Source organism: Mesorhizobium sp. L-8-10 (assembly GCF_016756635.1).
Lineage (GTDB): Bacteria > Pseudomonadota > Alphaproteobacteria > Rhizobiales > Rhizobiaceae.
This window is the reverse complement of sequence record NZ_AP023263.1, coordinates 70,992-89,618: the sequence shown is the minus strand read 5'-3', so window position 1 is coordinate 89,618 and position 18,627 is coordinate 70,992. Positions and strand designations below refer to the sequence as shown.

The window sequence follows — 18,627 nt, the reverse complement described above, 5'->3', positions numbered from 1 at the left end:
ATCGGATGAGCACCGCAGGCGCCTATTTCCGGCTGGCCCGGGCCGGCTGGATCATGGTTCGCGAAGGCGTGGTCGCCGCGCTTCCCGGCGATCAGCTCGTCGGCGCGCCGAAATTCGCGTGGCGCGTCGCGCGGCTGTTCACCCGACGCCGCGCGAAGGGCAAGCAACGCTCAGAGCGGCTGTCGGAAGCGGTCGAGCGGCTCGGACCCTCCTATGTCAAGCTCGGCCAGTTCCTGGCGACGCGCCCCGACGTGGTGGGCGCCGACATCGCGGCGGATCTGGTGCTGCTGCAGGACCGCATGGAGACCTTCCCCAAGGAGCAGGCGATCGTGACGATCGAAGGCTCGCTCGGCCGGCCTGCCCGCGAGCTCTACGTGAGCCTGGCGGAGCCTTCCGCGGCAGCCTCGATTGCTCAGGTGCACGAGGCGGAGGTCGAGCGCGACGGCGTCATCACCAAGGTCGCGGTCAAGGTCATCCGGCCGGGCGTGCGCCGTCGCTTCTTCAAGGATCTCGAAGCCTATTTCCTGGCGGCCCGCCTCCAGGAGAAATACATCCCGTCCACCCGCCGGCTGCGGCCGGTGCAGGTCACCGAGACACTCGCCCAGACGACCAAGCTCGAAATGGATATGAGGCTCGAGGCCGCCGCTTTGTCCGAGCTCGCGGAGAACACGAAGGACGATCCCGGCTTCCGCGTGCCTGCTGTCGATTGGGAACGCACCGGGCGCGACGTGCTCACTCTGGAATGGATCGACGGCATCAAGCTGAACGATCTCGAGGGGCTGCGCGCATCCGGCCACGACATGAAGGCGCTGGCGGCGCATCTCGTCCAGTCCTTCCTGCGACACACGCTTCGCGACGGCTTCTTTCATGCCGACATGCATCCCGGCAACATGTTCGTCGATGCCGAGGGGACGATCGTCGCTGTCGATCTCGGCATTTCCGGACGGCTCGGCAAGAAGGAGCGTCGCTTCCTCGCGGAGATCCTCTACGGCTTCATCACGCGCGACTACCGGCGTGTGGCGGACGTGCATTTCGAGGCCGGCTACGTGCCGCCCAAGCATGATGCGGCGGCGTTCGCCCAGGCGATTCGCGCCATCGGCGAGCCGATCCACGGACAGCCGGCCGAGACCATCTCCATGGCCAAGCTGCTGACGCTGCTGTTCGAAGTGACGGAACTGTTCGACATGGAGACGCGGCCCGAGCTGATTCTCCTCCAGAAGACCATGGTGGTCGTGGAAGGGGTGGCGCGCACGCTCGACCCGGCCTTCAACATGTGGAAGACGTCGGAGCCGGTGGTCGGCCGCTGGATCGCAGAGAATCTGGGGCCGCGCGGCATGCTGAGCGATGCGCGCGAGGGCGTCGGCGCGCTCCTGTCGCTCGCCCGCCAGGCGCCGGAACTCGCCGCCCGCACCGATCGCCTGGCGCGCGAGATCGATGCCATGGCGGAAAACGGCTTGCGTTTCGATGAGGCGACGGCCAAGGCCATCGGCAAGGCGGAGGCGCGCCACACGCGCTCCGGCCGCATCGCCCTGTGGGTGATGGCGCTGACGCTGGTCTACATCGCCTGGCAGGTGTCCTGACAAAGCAGCTTTGACTGCATTGCAATCAGTGCATACATTGCAATCGATCCATTGCAGAGGGCGCTTGCGATGGCCTCGCTCACGATCCGCAACCTTGAAAACGACACCAGGCAGATCTTGCGGTTGCGCGCCGCGCGTCATGGAAACTCGCTCGCGGAAGAGGTGCGTATGATCTTGCGCCGCGTGGCGTCCGAGGAGGAGCGGCCGGGACGAAAGCATGGCAATCTGTACGACGCCATCCGCGAACTCGTTGAACCGCATGGCGGCTTCGACCTGGAGATTCCCGAGCGCTCGCTTCCGTCGCGCGATGCTCCGACCGAGCATGATCCTGCTGCTGTCAGGAGCGAGAGCTTCATGGACTCCGTCAATCGCCTCAAGGCGAAATATGGCACAGTCGAGCTCGATATCCCGCCACGCAGCCGGGCGGTCACAGAGCCGGCCATATCGGGATCGGATGCCGGCTGATGTTGTTGGAAAGAGGCGAGCCATGGGCAGTTTGACCATCCGCAATCTTGACGATGTCGTGACGCAGAAGCTGCGCGAGCGCGCTGCCGCTCGCGGCGTTTCGATGGAGCAGGAAGTCCGGGATACCTTGGCAAGAAGCGTCACTGACGACGGCAAACGGAGGCGAAAGCCGACGATCGAGGAAATGACGCGTTTGGGCGTCAAGCCCCCACAGCCCTTCGATCTCAAAAAACTCACGGATGAGATGTGGGACGAAGGCCTGTTGTGATCACCTTCGCCGTCGATACGTCAGCCTTGATCGCGGTGCTCAACGACGAGCCAGACGTAATGCTCTACAAGCAGGCCTTTCATCAAGCCGACGCCTTGTTTCTCAGCACTGCAACGTTGCTTGAAGCGGCTTGCGTTGTCTCCCGAAGGCGACTGGACGAAGGGCGCAGGCGCCTGGACGTTCTCATCGAGAGCCTTTCACCTGATATCGTCCCCTTCGACCTCGATCAGTTGGCTGTCGCCAAGGCTGCCTATTTTCGCTTCGGGCGTGGCACGGGCCATCCGGCCGACCTGAATATGGGGGACTGTTTCGCTTATGCTCTCGCCAAGACCCGACGGTTGCCGCTACTTTTCAAGGGCAACGATTTCATTCACGCTGATGTCGAGCCGGCATTGAAGCCCGCATGAGATGGGACCATGACCCTTTCGGGCAAACGCATTCTCCTCATTATCGGTGGCGGCATCGCGGCCTATAAGAGCCTGGACCTGATCCGGCGCCTGCGCGAGCGCGGGGCGTCGGTGCGCTGCGTGATGACGGCGGCGGCCCAGCAATTCGTGACCCCACTTGCCGCCGGCGCACTGTCGGCCGACCATGTCTTCACCGATCTGTTCGACCGGCAGGACGAGCAGGACGTCGGCCACATCAGGCTGTCGCGCGAGGCTGATCTGCTGGTCGTCGCCCCCGCGACCGCCGACCTGATGGGCAAGCTCGCCAACGGCCTCGCCGACGACCTCGCCTCGGCGGTTCTGCTGGCGACCGACAAGCAGGTCTTGATGGCGCCGGCGATGAATCCGCGCATGTGGTCGCATCCGGCCACCCGCCGCAACCGTGCGACGCTGGAGAAGGATGGCGTCGCTTTCGTCGGGCCCAACAAGGGCGAGATGGCCGAGGCGAAGGAGGCGGGCGAAGGCCGTATGGCCGAGCCGCTGGAGATCGTGGCCGCCGTCGAGGTGATCTTCGGGCCGGTGCCGGAAAAGCCCTTGGCCGGCAAGAAGATCATCGTGACCTCGGGTCCGACCCACGAACCGATCGATCCGGTGCGCTATATCGCCAACCGCTCGTCCGGCAAGCAGGGCCATGCCATTGCCGCCGCGCTCGCCGCGCTTGGCGCCGATGTCCGGCTGGTCTCCGGGCCTGTGACGCTGGCCGATCCAGCCGGCGTGACGACACAGCATGTCGAGAGCGCTAGGCAGATGCGCGACGCGGTCGAGGCCCTGCTTCCCGCCGATGCGGCGGTGTTCGTCGCAGCGGTCGCCGACTGGCGCACCGAGACGTCGTCGGGCGAGAAGATCAAGAAGGTCGCGGGCGAGGGGCCGCCTATGCTCAAAATGGTCGAGAATCCCGACATCCTGGCCGGCATCGGCCATCACGCCCGACGGCCCGGTCTCGTTGTCGGTTTCGCGGCGGAAACGCAGGATGTGCTCCGCAACGCCGAAGCGAAGCTGAAGAAGAAGGGGGCTGATGTCATCGTCGCCAACGACGTCTCGCACGGAGAAGACGGCGCCGGTGTGATGGGCGGCGACCGCAACCGGGTCAAGATCGTCTCGAAATCAGGCGTCGAGGAGTGGCCCGACATGACCAAGCAGGAGGTGGCGACACGCCTCGCCGCCCTGATCGCCGAGAGGCTGGTCGGCGCCTGACCCAATTGATTTCTCGCAATTCCGGACGCAGAGCTACTGCGAACTTTTGCTGGACTTGTTTCAGGCAACACCAGACCCAAGAGCCCATCCATGCCCACCATCATTCCGACCCTGGACACGGAGCGGCTCGTCCTGCGCGGGCACCGGCCCGGCGATTTCGACGCCCATGCCCTGATGTGGAGCGACCCCGATGTCACCCGCTTCATCGGCGGAACGCCGTTTCCGCGGGATCAGGCCTGGGTCCGCTTCCTGAGGGCCGCCGGAATGTGGCAGGTCATGGGCTTCGGCTTCTGGGCGGTCGAGGAGAAGTCGAGCGGGGAACTGCTCGGCGAAGTCGGCTTTCACGAATTGCAGCGCGATCTCCAGCCGAGCCTCGAAGGCACGCTCGAAGCCGGATGGGCCCTTCGTCCGGCGGCGCACGGCAAGGGATTCGCGACCGAAGCCGTCGGCGCCGCGCTGGCCTGGGGCGTGGAGAATTTCCCCGACAAGCGCGTCACCTGCATGATCGATCCCGAAAACACCGCCTCATTGCGCGTGGCGCAGAAGCTCGGCTTTCGCGAATTTGCCCGGACGGAGTTCCACGGCGGGCCGATCATCCTGCTGGAGCGGTAGGGACTGTTGGAACGCTAGGAATTTTCACCCCCAAAGCCGTGGCGCCGGTACCTTGACCGTTGGTGCCTGCCCCTCATCCGCCTGCCGGCACCTTCTCCCCGTGAACGCTAGGGCATATACACATCTCTTCTGCAAGGGACACGGCCTGCTGCAACGCCTCGTCGACCACCGCGCTCCCTGGAGCACCCCTCATCCGACCCAGCCAGTATTTCGGCTCGACTGTCGAGCCCGTCATCACTGCCGGAGCCGAAATACTGTCTGGGCCACCTTCTCCCACAAGGGGAGAAGGCAGGATTGCAGAGGCGTTGCCGCCAACCTTCAACGTCGGCGATTTGCGGAACCGTCGAAGCCAAGCTCTCCCTTCTCCCCTTGTGGGAGAAGGTGGCCCAGACTGTATTTCGGCCGCTACGATCGTGCTGGGCTCAAGGGTGACGCCGAAATACAGGCTGGGTCGGATGAGGGGTGCTCCAGGGAGCGCGGCGGTCGACCAAAACGGGCAAAGGACGAGACCAGGTAACGGTTGGGCTCGAGAGATGTGTATATGCCCTAGCCCGTGAACGGGGAGAAGATCAATGTCTTCAAGGGTTTCGCCAATCTTCGACGTCGCAGAATGAGGGCTGCCATAGCGGCCGGCCGTCTTCTCCCCGTCCATGACGGGGAGAAGGTGCCGGCAGGCGGATGAGGGGCCGGCGCCAACGGTCAAGACCGGTCTGGGTGGCACTGCAGCAGCCCGGAGCCGCCTCAGGCCGTCGGCTGCTTGGTCTTCCTCAGATACGGCAGGATCGTCTCGAAGGCGCCGAAACGCTTGATCGCGTCCTCGTTCGATACCGCCGCGGTGATGATCACGTCCTCGCCCTGTTTCCAGTTGGCAGGTGTCGCGACCTGGTGCTTGGCCGTGAGCTGGATCGAATCGATCGCCCGCAGGATCTCGTCGAAGTTTCGGCCGGTGGTCATCGGATAGGTGAGCACCAGCTTGATCTTCTTGTCGGGGCCGATCACATAGACCGAGCGCACGGTGGCATTGTCTGCAGGTGTGCGGCCGGCGGCGCTGTCGCCGGCGTCGGCGGGCAGCATATCGTAGAGCTTTGCCACCTTGAGATCGCGGTCGCCGATCAGCGGATAGTCGACCGCCTGGCCGGTGGCCTTGCGGATATCGTCCTTCCATCTGTTGTGGTCCTCGACCGGATCGACGGAGATGCCGATGATCTTTGCGCCGCGTTTCGTGAACTCGCCCTCCAACCCGGCCATGGTTCCGAGTTCGGTGGTGCAGACCGGCGTGAAGTTCTTCGGATGCGAGAACAGCACGGCCCAGCCGTCCCCGATCCATTCGTGGAAGTTGATCGTGCCGTGCGTCGTCTCGGCGGTAAAGTCGGGTGCAGTGTCGTTGATACGAAGGCCCATCGCCATTCTCCCTTGTGACCGTGCGGAATTTTTCTGCATCATAGCGCAAATCCAGCCGGTTTCGAGGACGAAGCGGGCGTAAATCGCCTCGCCATAAGATGGTGCTGGCGCGGTTCCCGTTTATCGCGAAATATCGTTCCCACGACCACTGATGCGGGCAGGGATTTGTGCCGGCCGGCGATATGACGGGATTACCAGACCACCTTGTGGGTTTCGCCCGTCTGCACGTTCACGAAGCCGTCAGGCGCCAGCTTCGAGGGTGCTACCAGCACCCAGCGCCAGGGCGAGCATGTCAGCGTCGCGAAGATCAGGAATTCGGGGAATCCCGGCTTCCACAGATTGAGCGCCGAAGGCTTGTACATCCATGTCACCTTCTCTGCCGTCCGGTAGAAGGCCTGCATCTCGGCATCGAGCGCCTCGGCCGGGCGCGCGGTCATCAATCCGGCAACCTCGTAGCGCACCTCGCCGACCACGGCGCCGCGATGCACCAGCACCCAGCCGCCGTCGATCTCCTGGAGCCGGTTGACCGCCGCAGCCATGGCCGCATCGGATGAGCCGATCACCCAGACATTGTGGCTGTCATGGGCGACCGAGCAGGCGAGCGCGGTATCAGGGTCTTCCGGGCCGCAGCCCGTCCAGAACATCTTTGCCACGGCGCCGTCGCCGCGATAGCGGTCGACCAGCGCCCATTTGGTGATCCCGGCATCGCGCTGGACGGCTCCGTCGACCACGGACAGTTCCTCCACGAGAAAGTCCTCGTTCCAGTGGAATGGCCTCAGCACCGCCGCCTGCATGGTCTTCCGTCCGGGCTCGGCGGCAATCTCGAAATCCTCCGCGTCGAGACGCCGCCCGACATTCATCGTCCTGGTCGCCCAGTCGGGCCAGTCGATCGCAGGCACCGGGCCGACATAGGTCCTGGCGTTGGAAACCAGTTGCCCATCCGCATAGACATGGGCGATGTCGATCGAGGGCACGTCGCCCAACAGCACAATGTCGGCGTAGCGGCCCGGCGTGATCGAGCCGACCCACGCATCGATACGCATATGGCGGGCCGGATTGATCGTCGCGCACTGGATGGCGATCTCCGGCGCGAGCCCATGCCCGACGGCATGGCGCACATTGTGGTCGCTTGCGCCGAGGCGCAGCGTCTCGGAAGCGCTGCGGTCGTCGGTGGTGAAAGCGACGTTCGACCAGTCCCTCAGGCCGCGTTCGATCAGACCGGGAAGGATGGCATCGAAGGAGAAGGGCCTGATCTCGGTGAAGATACCGCGCATCAGCCGGTCCCACGCCTCGTCCAGTGCCCATACCTCGTGGTCGGAGGAGAGCCCGGCCGCGACGAAAGCCGAGATGTCGTGCGGGTCGGTCAGGCCGGAGCCGTGGCCCTCGACGACGCCGCGCATCTCGAAGGTGGCGCGGATCATGCCCCACATGCGCTGGTAGCCGGGATTGGCGGGGTCCCAGACGGAGGGCCAGTCCATCACCTCGTCGAGGCCGGTCACCGAGAGGTCGCCGGCCAGGAAGCGCTTCTGCTCGTCGTAGCCGTACCAGCCGCCGCTCTCTTCCCATGCGCTGGGCGGCACCGCCGAACCGGGCTGGACAAACACCTTGAGCGGCGACCCCGCGCGCCGTGCCTTTTGCCAGAACTCGGTGTTCTTCGCGCCGTTCACATTGGCGAATTCGTGGCTCGCCTCGCATGTCCAGGTGTTGCCGCGCGGCAGCACGAGGGCGGCCTCGAACTCGGGCGTCAGATGGGTGGATTCGATATGCTTGTGGACTTCGCCGAATCCCGGCACCGCCGAAAGGCCGCGATGGCAGATGCGCTCACGGACCGTGCCGCGATAGGAGCCGATGGGGCCGACATAGGCGATGCGCCGGCCCGAGATCGCGATCTCCTGGTCGTGGAGCCAGTGATTGGCATGGACGGCGAGCAGGCGGCCGACCTCGATCACGCGGTCGGCCGGATGTTTGCCGAGCGCCACCAGCGTCAGGTTCTGGCGGATCGCCACCTCGTCGGCGGCGTCGAGGATGAGATCGTCCGGCAGGCTCATCTGGCGCCTGCCATCATGCGGCGCGCGAGCATGGCGCGGTAGTTGAAGAGCACCAGGGCGAGCACGGTGACGATGAAGGGGATCATGCGGATGATCTCGGCCGGCATCCAGTTGAAGAGGCCCGGCATGACCACCGAGAGCGCTTCGAACATGCCGAACAGCAGGGCGGCAAGAAGCGCGCCGACGGGATGGCGCGCGCCGAGCAGTACGGCGCCGAGCGCGATGAAGCCGCGTCCTGCCGTCATGTCGCGCGTGAAGCCGATATAGTTGAACATCGCGAGCTGGGCGCCGCCCAGCCCGGCCAGCGCCCCCGAAGCGAGCAGGCCCCAGGCGCGGACGGCGTTGACGGGGATACCGGCCGCCGCGGCCGCGGCCGGATATTCGCCGACGCCGCGCAGCCAGGAGCCCCAGGGCGTGCGGTAGAGGAAGTACCAGAGCGCGAAGACGAGCAGCGCGGCGAGCCAGGACAGGAGTGAGTGGCCGGAAAGGAAACGCACAAGCACGTCTCCGACGGCAGGCACGCCGGCGAGGAAGGACAGGTCGAGCGCCGGAACCGCCTTGGAGACGAGATTGATCGAGGTGCCCTTGTCGCCGCCGGTCGCCTGGGTGAGCGCGAAGACGGTGCCGCCGGCCGCGAAGATGTTGATGGCGAAGCCGACCAGGATGATGTCGGCCTTGAGCCTGAGATGGAAGAAGGCCATCACAGCGCCGAGCAGCGCGCCGGCAGCGAGAGCCGCAGCCACGGCGACGTACCAGGGCGCGTAGACCGACACGATGACGGCGGTGAAGCAGCCCACGAGCATCATGCCTTCCAGCGCCACGTTGAGCGCGCCGGAGAGGTCAGCGACCAGCCCGCCCAGCGTGGCCAGGAGCAGCGGCGTCGAGGTGCGCACGATGGTCACGAAGAACGTCGCGGAGAAGACGGTCATCAGGAGTTCGGTCATTTGCCTGCCTCCGCCAAGGCGGCTCGTCGCGCCGCCCGGTCGCCGCGCATCCAGGCGAGGATCACGCGCGGCCTGATGGTGAAGGACGAGGCCACCAGCAGGATGATGATGGCCGTGACGACGCTGATTACTTCCGAGGGTACATCGGTCCGGATATTCATGAGCTGTGCGCCCTGCCGCAGGTAGCCGTAGAACAGTGCCACGATGGGGACGGCGAGCGGCCGGCTGCGGGCGACGATGGCGATGAGGATGCCCTCGAAGGCGAGGCCACCCTCGAACAGCACCGTCAGCTTGCCGAAGGCGCGGCCCTGCACGAACATCGCGCCCAGAAGGCCGCCGAGCGCGCCGGCGGCTGTCATGGCCGAGACCATGATGAAGGCGGATCTGATCCCGGCATATTCGGCGAAGCGGGCATTGTGCCCGACGAGCCTGAGCTTCAGGCCCCAACTCGTGCGGTAAAGCGCGAACCATACGGCGATCACCGCGACGATCGCGAAGATCAGGCCGATGTCGATGCGCGTGTTTGATACCAGCGCAGGAAACACCGCGATCGGAGGGAACGCATTGGTGGTCAGCACGCCGCTGCCCGGCGGCACGAGCTGCGTTCGCACCAGATAATTGGTGAGCTCGATTGCGATGTAGTTCAGCATTAGCGACGACACGATCTCGCTGGCGCCGAGCTTCGCCTTGGCGATCCCGGGCAGGAAACCGTAGAAGGCTCCCGCAACCATGGCGCAGAACACGCCGAGCGGAATCGCCAGCCAGGTCTGGCCGACGGGCGAGAGGGCAATGTAGCTGGCCGCCAGCGCGCCGACATAGACCTGGCCCTGGACGCCCATCGAGAACTGGCGCGCCTGGAAGACCAGGCTGAAGGCGAGGCCGGTGACGGTCAGCTTGGCGACGTCGTCGATCCACAGGCCGATCGTGCGGGTCTTGGAGATCGGCGCGGTCAACAGCGTGTGGAAGGCTTCGAGCGGCGCCTTCGACGTCAGGAGGATGATCAGGAAGGCGACGATCAGGGCGGCGGCCGCGGCCACGCCCGCCCGCAGGGCCTCGCGGCGGATCGTGCTCCAGCGCGTCTCCGACGCAAGCGGTTTCCTAGCCGGGGCCGTCATGCGAGAGCCGCTTTCATCTCTTCGGGCGATTGCCGGGAGAGGCCGAGCATGTATGCACCGAGCGTCTCGGGCGTGACCTCGTCGGAATTGATGAAGGCGGCGACGACCCGGCCGCGATAGAACACCAGGATCCGGTCGGACAGCGCCAGCAGCTCGGACAGGTCCGCCGAGGAGAGCAGCACAGCCGCGCCGGCATCGCGCGCCTCCGTCAGGGAATGCCAGATGAACTGCGTGGAGGCGAGGTCGACGCCGCGCGTCGGCTGGCTGACCAGCAGCACCTTCGGCTGCTCCGACAATTCGCGGGCCACCACGATCTTCTGCATGTTGCCGCCCGACAGCGTGCCGACCGCCGCCTGCGGGCCGCTGACCCGCACCGAGAAGCGCCCGATCATGCGCTCGGCATGGGTTCGGATCGCCTTCAGGTCGAGCAGGCCGTTGCGGACGTAACGCCGGTCGTCCAACCGCGTCGCCACCAGGTTTTCCGCGACTGTCGCGCCCGTCGCCAGGCCTTCGGCGATGCGGTCCTCCGGAATGCTGGCCACACCGCGCTCCCGGCGTTGCAGCACGTCGAGCGATACGATGCTGGCGCCGTCGACGCTGATGTGGCCGCCCGCGACGGGTCGCAGGCCGGCGATCGCTTCCAGGAGCTGCGCCTGGCCGTTGCCTTCAACGCCCGCCAACCCGACGATCTCTCCCGACCGGACGTGAAGGGTCAGGTCGTCGCAGACCGTTGCGCGTTTCTCGTCTACGAGGTGAAGTCTTTCCACGGCAAGAGCGCGCTCTCCTCTGTGGGGCTTGCGCTCGACCCGCAGCGCCACGTCGCGGCCGACCATCATCGTGGCGAGGGCCTTCTCGGTCACGTCTGATGTCGTGACGGAGCCCACGACCTTGCCTGCTCGCATCACGGTGATACGGTCCGATATCTCCAGCACCTCGGGCAGCTTGTGCGCGATGAAGATGACCGTGCGTCCCTGTTCGACCAGCGCGCGTATGGCTGCGAAGAGCTCCGTCACCTCCTGCGGAGCGAGCACCGCAGTCGGCTCGTCGAGGATCAGCACTTGGGCGTTGCGGTAGAGCGCCTTGAGGATTTCCACGCGCTGCTGCTGTCCTACCGGAAGCTGACCGACCGGCGGCGTCGGGTCGACCCGCAGCCGGAACCGCTCGGAGAGCGCACGCACGCCCTCGATCGCCTTGCCGCGGTCGAAGCGGATACCGGTTCGCGGCTCGGAGCCGAGCACGACGTTCTCATAGACCGAGAAGGAAGGAACCAGCGAGAAATGCTGGAAAACCATGCCGATGCCGGCGTCGATTGCCTCGCGCGGATTGGAGAAACGGATGGGCCGGCCGTCGAGTCGCAACTCGCCCTGGTCGGGCTGCTCGATCCCGAACAGGATCTTCATCAGCGTCGACTTGCCGGCGCCGTTCTCGCCCACGACGGCATGCACTTCGCCCGATGCGACCGAGAGGTTCACGCCGTCATTGGCGACCACGCCGCCGGGATAGGTCTTGCCGATCCCGATCGCTTCGAGAAGCGGTGTCATGATGTCAGTCCGTGCAGTCGCCGGCGCCGCCATTGGCGACCCCGGCCATGCCTGTTTCAGCCGCGACTATTTCATCACGGTGGCGGGGGTGATCTCGCCGGAGGCGATCTTTTCCTGCAGCGCGTCGACCTCGGCACGCAGCTCGGCCGGCACGATCGTCTCGTATTGTTTGTTGCGCGAAATGCCGACGGCTCCGTCCTTCAATCCGAGCAGCAGTCGCTTGCCGTATTCGGCCTTGCCGTCGATCGTGTCCTTGAGCGCGATGAAGAGCGATTCACCGACCTTCTTCTCGACGGAGGTGAAGATCACGGCCGCCTGGGCCGGGTCGGTCGCCTCGAAGATCGATGCCTGGTCGCTGTCGACGCCGACGGCCAGCTTGTGGGCGTCGCGCACGGCCTGCAGCGCACCGATTCCAGTGCCTCCGGCGATCGGGAAGATGATGTCCGCGCCCTGGCCGAGCTGGGCGAGCGCCATCTCCTTGCCCTTCGCCGGGTCGGAAAAGGTGCCGGAGACGGCATTGAGCAGCTTGATGTCAGGCTTGGCGGCCTTGGCGCCCTCGTCGAAGCCGACCTTGAAGTCCGTCACCGTCGGGAAATCCATGCCGATGATGGTGCCGAGCGTCCCGCTCTTGCTGAGTTTGGCAGCCGCATAACCCGCGAGATAGCCGGCCGACGAGGTCTGGTAGAGCAGCCCCATGACGTTGCCGCAGCAACCGGTCGAGTAGTCGGGCGCGTCGTCGAAGATGATGAACTTGGTGTCGGGATATTGCGGCGCGAGCTCCGCCACGAAGCCAGTCATGTCGAAGGTGCCTGCGATGACCACGTCGTAGCCGCCATCGGTCGCGTCGGCCAAGGCTGGCTGCCAGCGGCCGCGATCATAACCGGCCTCGATGATCTTGACGTCGACGGGCAGCTCGGCCTTGGCCTTCTCCAGCCCGGCGGCGGCGGAATCGAAGAAGCTTTTGTCGCCCAGCGTGCCGTGCAGCACCAGCACGACCTTGAGCGGATTGTCCTTGGAGTAATCAGCGGCCTGGGCCGCGGGCATGGCTGCCGGGAGCGACAGGCTGGCGGCCAGCACGAAGCCGGCGAAGGCCCGGCGCGAAATCGGGTTGTGCATTTCTGTTCACCTCTGTGGTTCTTGTTTCTTCTTATGATCGACTGCGTGTCGGCGCTGTCAACCGGGTCGGCTCCGCTTTGGGACATAGGCGATCGACGCGGCATAGAGCGCGACGAGGCGTTCGAGTCGGGCTTCCTCGACCAGCGTGACCATGGGCGTACCCAGCCGCCCTGACGGGTCGACGACGGTCATGCCGCGCGTTACGCCGGGCGCAAGCGCCACCTCGACCGAAGCCCGCACCGATTTCGTCACGATATCGGGCTCCACCACCACGGCCGCGGCGAAGGGGTCGACGAAGCGGAAGAGGTCACCGGCACCGAAGCCGGCGACGATCTGACGCGAATGACGCGCCAGCGCCTGCGAGAAGGTTTTCTCCAGGCCTTCGCTCACCTGTCCGAACAGCCTGTCGATCTCCATGCCGGTCAGATTGTGGGTGACGCAGGGTTCCCACGGGACGACCACCGTCAGGATTTCCGCGGCGAAGACGATCGCCGCGGCTTCCGGATCGGCATAGATGTTGAATTCGGCCGCCGGGGTGGTGTTGCCGCGGCCGTAGACGGTGCCGCCCATGATGGTAAGCTGACCGATGCCGGCCACGATGTCCGGCTCGAGCCGAAGCGCCAGAGCGAGGTTGGTGAGCGGGCCGATCATCAGGAGGTCGACACGGCGCCCGTCGGCCGCCGCGGCGCGCAACGTCTCGCGAAGGAAGCCGACTGCGTCGGTGCCGGCGACATCGCCGATATTGCCCGGACGTGGCGCCCCGCCGAGCCCGTCCTCGCCATGGATATGGATTGCGTCGATGATCGGCTGGGTGAGCGGGCCGGCCGCCCCCTTGTAGACCGGTATGTCGGCGCCGGCGACGGCGAGCGTCGCCAGCATGTTGCGGGTGGCGGCATCGAGCCCGACATTGCCGAAGACGGTAGTGATCGCGTCGGGCGCGCGGCCTGCCGCGATCAGCAGGAGCAGGGCCTGGGCGTCGTCGACGCCGCCGTCGGTATCGAGGATCAGCTTGTTGTGCGTCAATCAGGCGGCCTTTCTTCTCGCGGCGACACGGGCCCAGAAGTTTTGGTAGGTCTTCGAATAATTGTTGCGGATGGCTGAATGGTCGGTGCGTGTCAGCTTCCCGTCGCGCGCCAGCGCCTCGCCGGAAACCCAGACATGGCGGACATCGCGACCGCTGCCGGAATAGACGAGCAGGGTCTCGACGTCGGGTGTTTCGGAATAGCCAGGCCCGGAGATGTCGATCGCGATGATGTCTGCGGCCTTGCCCGGCTCGATCGAGCCGATCTCGTTCTCCAGTCCGAGCGCTCGCGCGCCCTCGATCGTCGCCATGCGGATCAACTCGCGGCTGGAGATGGGCTGCGCCCGGCCTTCCCGGTGAGAGGCGACGAGGCCGGCGACCCGCATCTCCGAAACCATGTCGTAGGAATTGTTGGCCGCGACATTGTCGGTGCCGAGCGCGACGGTCACGCCCGCCCGGCGAAGGTCGACCACCGGACAGATGCCTTCGCGGCCGGAGCGCAGGCCGGCGCTGGCGCAGTGGGCGACCGAGGCGGCGGGTGCTGCCGCGAAGATGGCGATGTCGGCCTCGGAAAGGTCGAGGCAGTGGGCGGCGTGGACGCGGCCGGCGAAGAAGCCGTCGCGCGCGAGCGCCTCGGTCGCCGTCAGGCCGTAATGGGCCATCGTCTCGGCATTGTCCTCCGGACCGGCGGCCATGTGCAGATGCATGCCGCAGCCATATCTGACGGCCAGGGCCGCCTCGGCCCGGAGCAGATCCTCGGAATTGTCCACATAAGGCGCATGCGGACCGAACCAGGGGATGACGCGCCCGCCGCCCGATCGTTGCCGCTCGATGAAGGCGGCCGCCTTGTCGAGTTCCTCCCGGCCGCGCGCGGTGTCGCCGAGCTGGACGATGCCGTAGGCGATGACGGCCCGCATGCCGCTGGCCGCGGCGGCATCTGCGATCTCGTCGGCGAAGAAATACTGGTCGCAGAACGTGGTCGTGCCCGACAGCACCATTTCCGCGCAGGAGAGCGCGACGGCGGGCCCAATGTCGGAGGCGTCGAGCGACAGCTCCGGCTCGCGAATGGCGTTATACCAGCCCTCCATGGTGAGCAGGCTCTGGCCTTCGGAGCAGCCGCGGAACAGGATCATGGCGGAATGTGTGTGGGCATTGACCAGCCCCGGCATCACCAGATGCCCGGCAAGCGACACCACTTCGTCGAAATCGGCCCTGTCGGGCAAGGTTTCCCGGGGGCCGGCGCCGGTGATGCGGCCATCGGCGAATGCGACCCAGCCATCGGAGAAGACGGTGTCGTCGCTGTCGACGGTGAGGACAGTGGCGTCGTGGACGAGGACCGAGCCCATTTGACCTGCGTGTGTAAACCGCTTTACATTGCGCTCATGTAAGTCCATTCGCCGCGGTGCTGTCAAATGCAAAAGAGGCGTCGACGCATGTTTTTCGAGCGGCGCTCAAGTGTGAAAGAGGCGGGACTTCGACACATCCGTGAGCGGCGCACTGTCGTGGGAGAAGCGGGGTGAGTCCATGGCGACGCTGAACGACGTTGCCGAAGCGGCGGGCGTCTCGCCGACATTGGTGTCGCGCTATCTCAACCACCGCATCGAATTGCCTGCGGCGACCCGGAAGCGCATCGACGAGGCGGTCGCCAGGCTGGACTACAGGCCCAATCTCCTGGCGAAACGGCTCTCCACCGGCAGGACCGAGTCGATCAGCCTGGTCACGCCCGAGATCGCCAATCCCTTTTTCGCCGAACTCGCCGCGGCGATCGAGGCGGAGGCGGAACGTCACGGTTATGCGGTCTATATCTCCTCCACCCATGGCGACCCCGCGCGCGCGGTCGACGCGATCCGTCGCCTTGCGGACCAGCATGTCGACGGGTTGATCATGATGACCAACCGTCCGGACGACGGCACGCTGGCGGCGCTCCTGCGCCGGCATGCCAATGTCGTGCTGGTCGATGAAGACGTGCCCGGCGTCGATTTGCCTCGCATCTTCGTGGAGAATGAGAACGGTGCCTATCTCGCCGCCATGCACCTGATCGAGGCCGGGCATCGGGACATTGCACTCATCGGCGGTCCGCCCGGGCTGCTCAGCGTGCGCGAACGTCTCGCCGGGTTCGAGCGGGCGATGCGCGAGCGCGGCCTGCCGGTGCGGCCGGAAAGGATGCTGCTGGGAGACTATTCCCGGCAGTTCGGCCATGAGGCGTTGCTGCAATTGGTCGACCGCGGGGAAAGGCCGACCGCCATCCTCGCCTGCTCCGATTATATCGCCGTCGGCGTGCTCCAGGCCGCGCGCCAGCGCGGGCTCGCCGTCCCGGCCGACATGTCCCTGGTCGGTTTCGACGACATGCCTTTCGCCGAACTGGTCGATCCGCCGCTGACCACCGTGCGGCAGCCCGTGGCCGAGATGGGCAGGATCGCTTTCGAGCGGCTCGTGGCCCTGCTCGGCAACACCGAGGCGGCGCCCTTGACGCGGCTGCCCGTGCAACTGGTGGTCCGCCGCTCGGTCGCCCGGCGGCAGGACAAGTCTCCGTGACGGGACGACTGCGGGCGCGCTGCGCGAACATACGGCATATGAAGAGGAGATTGACGTGATGATGAAGGTCCAGCAGCCGCCGGATCCGTGGCAGGAGGTGAGGACCGCGAACGGCTTCGCGGCCGACGAGGTGATTTCGGCCTTGCAGAAGAGCATCAGGCGCGGCCTGCTCGAAAATGCCGTCCTGCTCGGCTGGGAAATGTATTTCACGAGCGAGGCCCTTGAGGAGAAGCTGTGGTCGCGGCTCTCGGTCATTTCGGTCGAAGACATCGGTTTCGGAAACAGGCAGGCGCCCGTTCTGGTGGAGACGCTCTACCGGCAGCATGAACGTCACGAGCGGCCGAGCGGAGACAGGTTCCTGTTCGCCGCGCACGCCATCCGCCTGCTCGCCACCAGCACCAAGGACCGCACCAGCGACGATCTTGTGAACTGGGCGAAACATTCCGTCGCGCTCGGCGAGAGGCTGCCCGAGATCATCGACGTGGCGCTCGACATGCACACGCGGCGCGGCCAGGAGATGGGGCGCGACTACCGCTTCTTCATGGAGGAAGCGTCGCGCGTGGTGCCCGAGATCGCCGACAAGGACCAGACCTGGCGCGACTGGATCATCGATGCGCTGGATAAGGGGAAGCTGGAATAGGGATGAAGGCGCCGCCGGGACTACCTTCTGAGATGCAGCCTGGTCCTCCATAAAGACAGCCCGAATGGAGGGCGCTACCTGGTAAGAGGGCAGTTTTCGCTCAGCCGATCCTCATGGCCATCCTGTGCCATCAGCACTGGATGTTCACACATCCAGTGGACATGGATGCCGGCGCATCCGCGCGGTCTGAATCACCGGTGCGGCGCTCTGGGCGGCTTGGCTTCGTTTCAAAGGAGGCACGGGCCATAGAGTCGCGCGCTCCAGCGGTCGATTCCATCGACCGCTGGCATTGCGCGGGCACAGCGATCAAAGTGCGGCGAGGGCAGCGTGGCACCCGCCGGCTTGGATAGGAGCCTTTGAAAGCGAACGGATCCCAGCCGGATCGGATGAGCCGCTGCACATGGTTCCATCCCCTTCAGAACAGAGTGCTCGGCAGGAACAGGCTAAGCACCGGGACGTATGACACGATGATCAGGGCCACCAACATCAGCACAATAGTCGGCAATGTTGCCCTGAAGACCTCGAACAGGGTCATCTCGGCCACGCCCATGGCCACGAACAGGTTCAGGCCGACCGGAGGAGTGAGCATGCCCACCGACAGGTTGACAAGCATGATGATGCCAAAGTGGATCGGGTCGACACCGACCTGCTGTGCGATGGGCTGCATCAGCGGGCCCAGGACGATAATCGCGGACGCGCTGTCAAGGAGGCAGCCTGCCACCAGCAGGATGAGGTTGAAGAGCGCCACGATCAGAACCGGATTGTCGGTCCCCGAAAGGACCTGGCTCGCCAGTTGCGATGGCGCACCCGTCGTGGCCAGGAGCCAGGAAAAAGCCGAAGCACCGGCTGTGATCAACAGGAGTGGCCCGGCGAGCAAGCCGGTATTGCGCAATATGACGAGGGTCTCCCGCGCGGAGATGGTGCGATAGACGATGGCACCGATGAACCAGCCGTAGATGCAGGCGGCCGCAGCCGATTCGGTAGGCGTGAATACGCCCGAATAGATTCCGCCCAGCAGAATCACGGGCAACCCCAGTCCCCAGGCGGCGCGCTTGAAAGCTGTCACGATGCGCTCGAAGGTGGGGAATGGATCGCGCGGATAGCCTTTGCGCGCGGAGTACCAGCAGGCAAAGCCGATCAGCAACCCACCGATCAGGAGCGCCGGCAGCAGCCCGGCGGCAAACAGCTTGCCGACCGAAGTGCCGGTTACCGAACCGTATATGATCAGCGCGATCGAAGGTGGTACGATCGGGCCGAGCGTGCCGGCGGTGGTGACGAGCCCGATCGAGAAGAAGCGATCATAGCCTGCCTTGACCATGGCCGGATACATGATCGTACCGATGGCGACGACGGTGGCGGGACTTGAACCGGAAATCGAACCGAACATCAGGCAGGCCACCACCGTGGCGGCCGCCAGCCCGCCCGGAAGCCAGCCGATCAGCGCCCGTGCCACGTCGATCAGCCGGTCCGAAAGGCCGCCGATGCGCATCAATTCGGCGGCCAGGACGAAGAAGGGAATGGACATGAGAGAGAAATTGTTCATGCCCGAGAACATGCGCATCGGCACCACGAGGGGGTCGATCCCTCCCGCGAAGTAGAGAATCAATGCGACCGACAAGGACAGGGCCGCAAAGATCGGCAAGCCGAGCACCAGCAGCCCGAAAAAGGCTGGAACGAGCGTTCCCACCATGGTCGTGTCCC

Annotated in this window: 17 protein-coding genes; 8 read left to right on the top strand and 9 right to left on the bottom strand. The window is 65.5% G+C overall.

Annotation, left to right across the window (positions count from 1 at the left end; all coding sequences use genetic code 11):
* Nucleotides 1–5 precede the first annotated feature (5 nt).
* The 6 genes from ubiB (at nucleotide 6) to JN280_RS00385 (ending at nucleotide 4,565) form a co-directional block, all read left to right on the top strand.
* Nucleotides 6–1,580: a 2-polyprenylphenol 6-hydroxylase gene (ubiB, locus tag JN280_RS00410; RefSeq protein WP_202309581.1), complete on the top strand. Its 1,575-nt coding sequence runs from the start codon at nucleotides 6–8 to the stop codon at nucleotides 1,578–1,580.
* A 69-nt stretch (nucleotides 1,581–1,649) separates the two neighbouring features.
* A complete protein-coding gene (locus tag JN280_RS39190; protein ID WP_244742737.1) occupies nucleotides 1,650–2,045 on the top strand; it encodes a FitA-like ribbon-helix-helix domain-containing protein in 396 nt (131 codons plus the stop codon).
* Between the two features lie 22 nt (nucleotides 2,046–2,067).
* Nucleotides 2,068–2,313 carry a FitA-like ribbon-helix-helix domain-containing protein gene (locus tag JN280_RS00400; RefSeq protein ID WP_202309580.1) on the top strand — a complete coding sequence of 82 codons (246 nt, stop codon included), beginning with the start codon at nucleotides 2,068–2,070 and terminating at the stop codon, nucleotides 2,311–2,313.
* Nucleotides 2,310–2,720 (top strand): type II toxin-antitoxin system VapC family toxin, encoded by a 411-nt coding sequence (locus JN280_RS00395; protein WP_202309579.1) that lies wholly within the window; start codon nucleotides 2,310–2,312, stop codon nucleotides 2,718–2,720. Before JN280_RS00400 ends, JN280_RS00395 begins: the two co-directional genes overlap by 4 nt.
* A 9-nt stretch (nucleotides 2,721–2,729) precedes the next feature.
* Nucleotides 2,730–3,953 (top strand): bifunctional phosphopantothenoylcysteine decarboxylase/phosphopantothenate--cysteine ligase CoaBC, encoded by a 1,224-nt coding sequence (coaBC, locus tag JN280_RS00390; protein WP_202309578.1) that lies wholly within the window; start codon nucleotides 2,730–2,732, stop codon nucleotides 3,951–3,953.
* Nucleotides 3,954–4,043: 90 nt separating this feature from the next.
* On the top strand, nucleotides 4,044–4,565 hold the full coding sequence (locus JN280_RS00385) for a GNAT family N-acetyltransferase (RefSeq protein ID WP_202309577.1): 522 nt from the start codon (nucleotides 4,044–4,046) through the stop codon (nucleotides 4,563–4,565).
* Between the two features lie 741 nt (nucleotides 4,566–5,306).
* Here the strand turns inward: JN280_RS00385 and JN280_RS00380 are convergent.
* From JN280_RS00380 to JN280_RS00345, 8 genes are all read right to left on the bottom strand, one after another.
* Nucleotides 5,307–5,966 (bottom strand): peroxiredoxin, encoded by a 660-nt coding sequence (locus tag JN280_RS00380; RefSeq protein WP_202309576.1) that lies wholly within the window; start codon nucleotides 5,964–5,966, stop codon nucleotides 5,307–5,309.
* Nucleotides 5,967–6,157: 191 nt separating this feature from the next.
* Nucleotides 6,158–8,014, bottom strand: coding sequence for an adenine deaminase (locus JN280_RS00375; protein WP_202309575.1), 1,857 nt, complete (start codon nucleotides 8,012–8,014; stop codon nucleotides 6,158–6,160).
* On the bottom strand, nucleotides 8,011–8,958 hold the full coding sequence (locus JN280_RS00370) for an ABC transporter permease (protein ID WP_202309574.1): 948 nt from the start codon (nucleotides 8,956–8,958) through the stop codon (nucleotides 8,011–8,013). Before JN280_RS00370 ends, JN280_RS00375 begins: the two co-directional genes overlap by 4 nt.
* Entirely contained in the window at nucleotides 8,955–10,073 is a 1,119-nt protein-coding gene (locus tag JN280_RS00365; protein ID WP_202309573.1) for an ABC transporter permease, read from the bottom strand. Before JN280_RS00365 ends, JN280_RS00370 begins: the two co-directional genes overlap by 4 nt.
* The gene (locus tag JN280_RS00360; protein WP_202309572.1) at nucleotides 10,070–11,614 is read right to left on the bottom strand and encodes an ABC transporter ATP-binding protein; all 1,545 of its coding nucleotides are present in this window, start codon (nucleotides 11,612–11,614) and stop codon (nucleotides 10,070–10,072) included. Before JN280_RS00360 ends, JN280_RS00365 begins: the two co-directional genes overlap by 4 nt.
* Before the next feature lie 66 nt (nucleotides 11,615–11,680).
* Nucleotides 11,681–12,730: a BMP family lipoprotein gene (locus tag JN280_RS00355; protein WP_202309571.1), complete on the bottom strand. Its 1,050-nt coding sequence runs from the start codon at nucleotides 12,728–12,730 to the stop codon at nucleotides 11,681–11,683.
* 57 nt (nucleotides 12,731–12,787) lie between these two features.
* Nucleotides 12,788–13,753, bottom strand: coding sequence for a nucleoside hydrolase (locus JN280_RS00350; protein WP_202309570.1), 966 nt, complete (start codon nucleotides 13,751–13,753; stop codon nucleotides 12,788–12,790).
* The gene (locus JN280_RS00345; RefSeq protein WP_202309569.1) at nucleotides 13,754–15,097 is read right to left on the bottom strand and encodes an amidohydrolase family protein; all 1,344 of its coding nucleotides are present in this window, start codon (nucleotides 15,095–15,097) and stop codon (nucleotides 13,754–13,756) included.
* Between the two features lie 178 nt (nucleotides 15,098–15,275).
* Here JN280_RS00345 and JN280_RS00340 point away from each other — a divergent pair, with 178 nt between their 5' ends.
* Nucleotides 15,276–16,286 (top strand): LacI family DNA-binding transcriptional regulator, encoded by a 1,011-nt coding sequence (locus tag JN280_RS00340; RefSeq protein WP_202309568.1) that lies wholly within the window; start codon nucleotides 15,276–15,278, stop codon nucleotides 16,284–16,286.
* A gap of 58 nt (nucleotides 16,287–16,344) precedes the next feature.
* Complete coding sequence (locus tag JN280_RS00335) at nucleotides 16,345–16,926, top strand: AAA family ATPase (RefSeq protein ID WP_244743715.1); 582 nt, start codon at nucleotides 16,345–16,347, stop codon at nucleotides 16,924–16,926.
* A gap of 415 nt (nucleotides 16,927–17,341) precedes the next feature.
* Here JN280_RS00335 and JN280_RS00330 read toward each other — a convergent pair whose 3' ends face one another.
* Nucleotides 17,342–18,616 (bottom strand): TRAP transporter large permease, encoded by a 1,275-nt coding sequence (locus JN280_RS00330; RefSeq protein WP_202309567.1) that lies wholly within the window; start codon nucleotides 18,614–18,616, stop codon nucleotides 17,342–17,344.
* Between the last annotated feature and the right edge of the window lie 11 nt (nucleotides 18,617–18,627).

Excerpts from the sequence above, each read along its gene's own strand:
- ubiB (WP_202309581.1), top strand. The coding sequence starts at position 6 with ATGAGCACCGCAGGCGCCTATTTCCGGCTGGCCCGGGCCGGCTGGATC.
- JN280_RS39190 (WP_244742737.1), top strand. The coding sequence starts at position 1,650 with ATGGCCTCGCTCACGATCCGCAACCTTGAAAACGACACCAGGCAGATC.
- JN280_RS00400 (WP_202309580.1), top strand. The coding sequence starts at position 2,068 with ATGGGCAGTTTGACCATCCGCAATCTTGACGATGTCGTGACGCAGAAG.
- coaBC (WP_202309578.1), top strand. The coding sequence starts at position 2,730 with ATGACCCTTTCGGGCAAACGCATTCTCCTCATTATCGGTGGCGGCATC.
- JN280_RS00385 (WP_202309577.1), top strand. The coding sequence starts at position 4,044 with ATGCCCACCATCATTCCGACCCTGGACACGGAGCGGCTCGTCCTGCGC.
- JN280_RS00380 (WP_202309576.1), bottom strand. The coding sequence starts at position 5,966 with ATGGGCCTTCGTATCAACGACACTGCACCCGACTTTACCGCCGAGACG.
- JN280_RS00375 (WP_202309575.1), bottom strand. The coding sequence starts at position 8,014 with ATGAGCCTGCCGGACGATCTCATCCTCGACGCCGCCGACGAGGTGGCG.
- JN280_RS00370 (WP_202309574.1), bottom strand. The coding sequence starts at position 8,958 with ATGACCGAACTCCTGATGACCGTCTTCTCCGCGACGTTCTTCGTGACC.
- JN280_RS00365 (WP_202309573.1), bottom strand. The coding sequence starts at position 10,073 with ATGACGGCCCCGGCTAGGAAACCGCTTGCGTCGGAGACGCGCTGGAGC.
- JN280_RS00360 (WP_202309572.1), bottom strand. The coding sequence starts at position 11,614 with ATGACACCGCTTCTCGAAGCGATCGGGATCGGCAAGACCTATCCCGGC.
- JN280_RS00355 (WP_202309571.1), bottom strand. The coding sequence starts at position 12,730 with ATGCACAACCCGATTTCGCGCCGGGCCTTCGCCGGCTTCGTGCTGGCC.
- JN280_RS00345 (WP_202309569.1), bottom strand. The coding sequence starts at position 15,097 with ATGGGCTCGGTCCTCGTCCACGACGCCACTGTCCTCACCGTCGACAGC.
- JN280_RS00340 (WP_202309568.1), top strand. The coding sequence starts at position 15,276 with ATGGCGACGCTGAACGACGTTGCCGAAGCGGCGGGCGTCTCGCCGACA.
- JN280_RS00335 (WP_244743715.1), top strand. The coding sequence starts at position 16,345 with ATGATGAAGGTCCAGCAGCCGCCGGATCCGTGGCAGGAGGTGAGGACC.
- JN280_RS00330 (WP_202309567.1), bottom strand. The coding sequence starts at position 18,616 with ATGGTGGGAACGCTCGTTCCAGCCTTTTTCGGGCTGCTGGTGCTCGGC.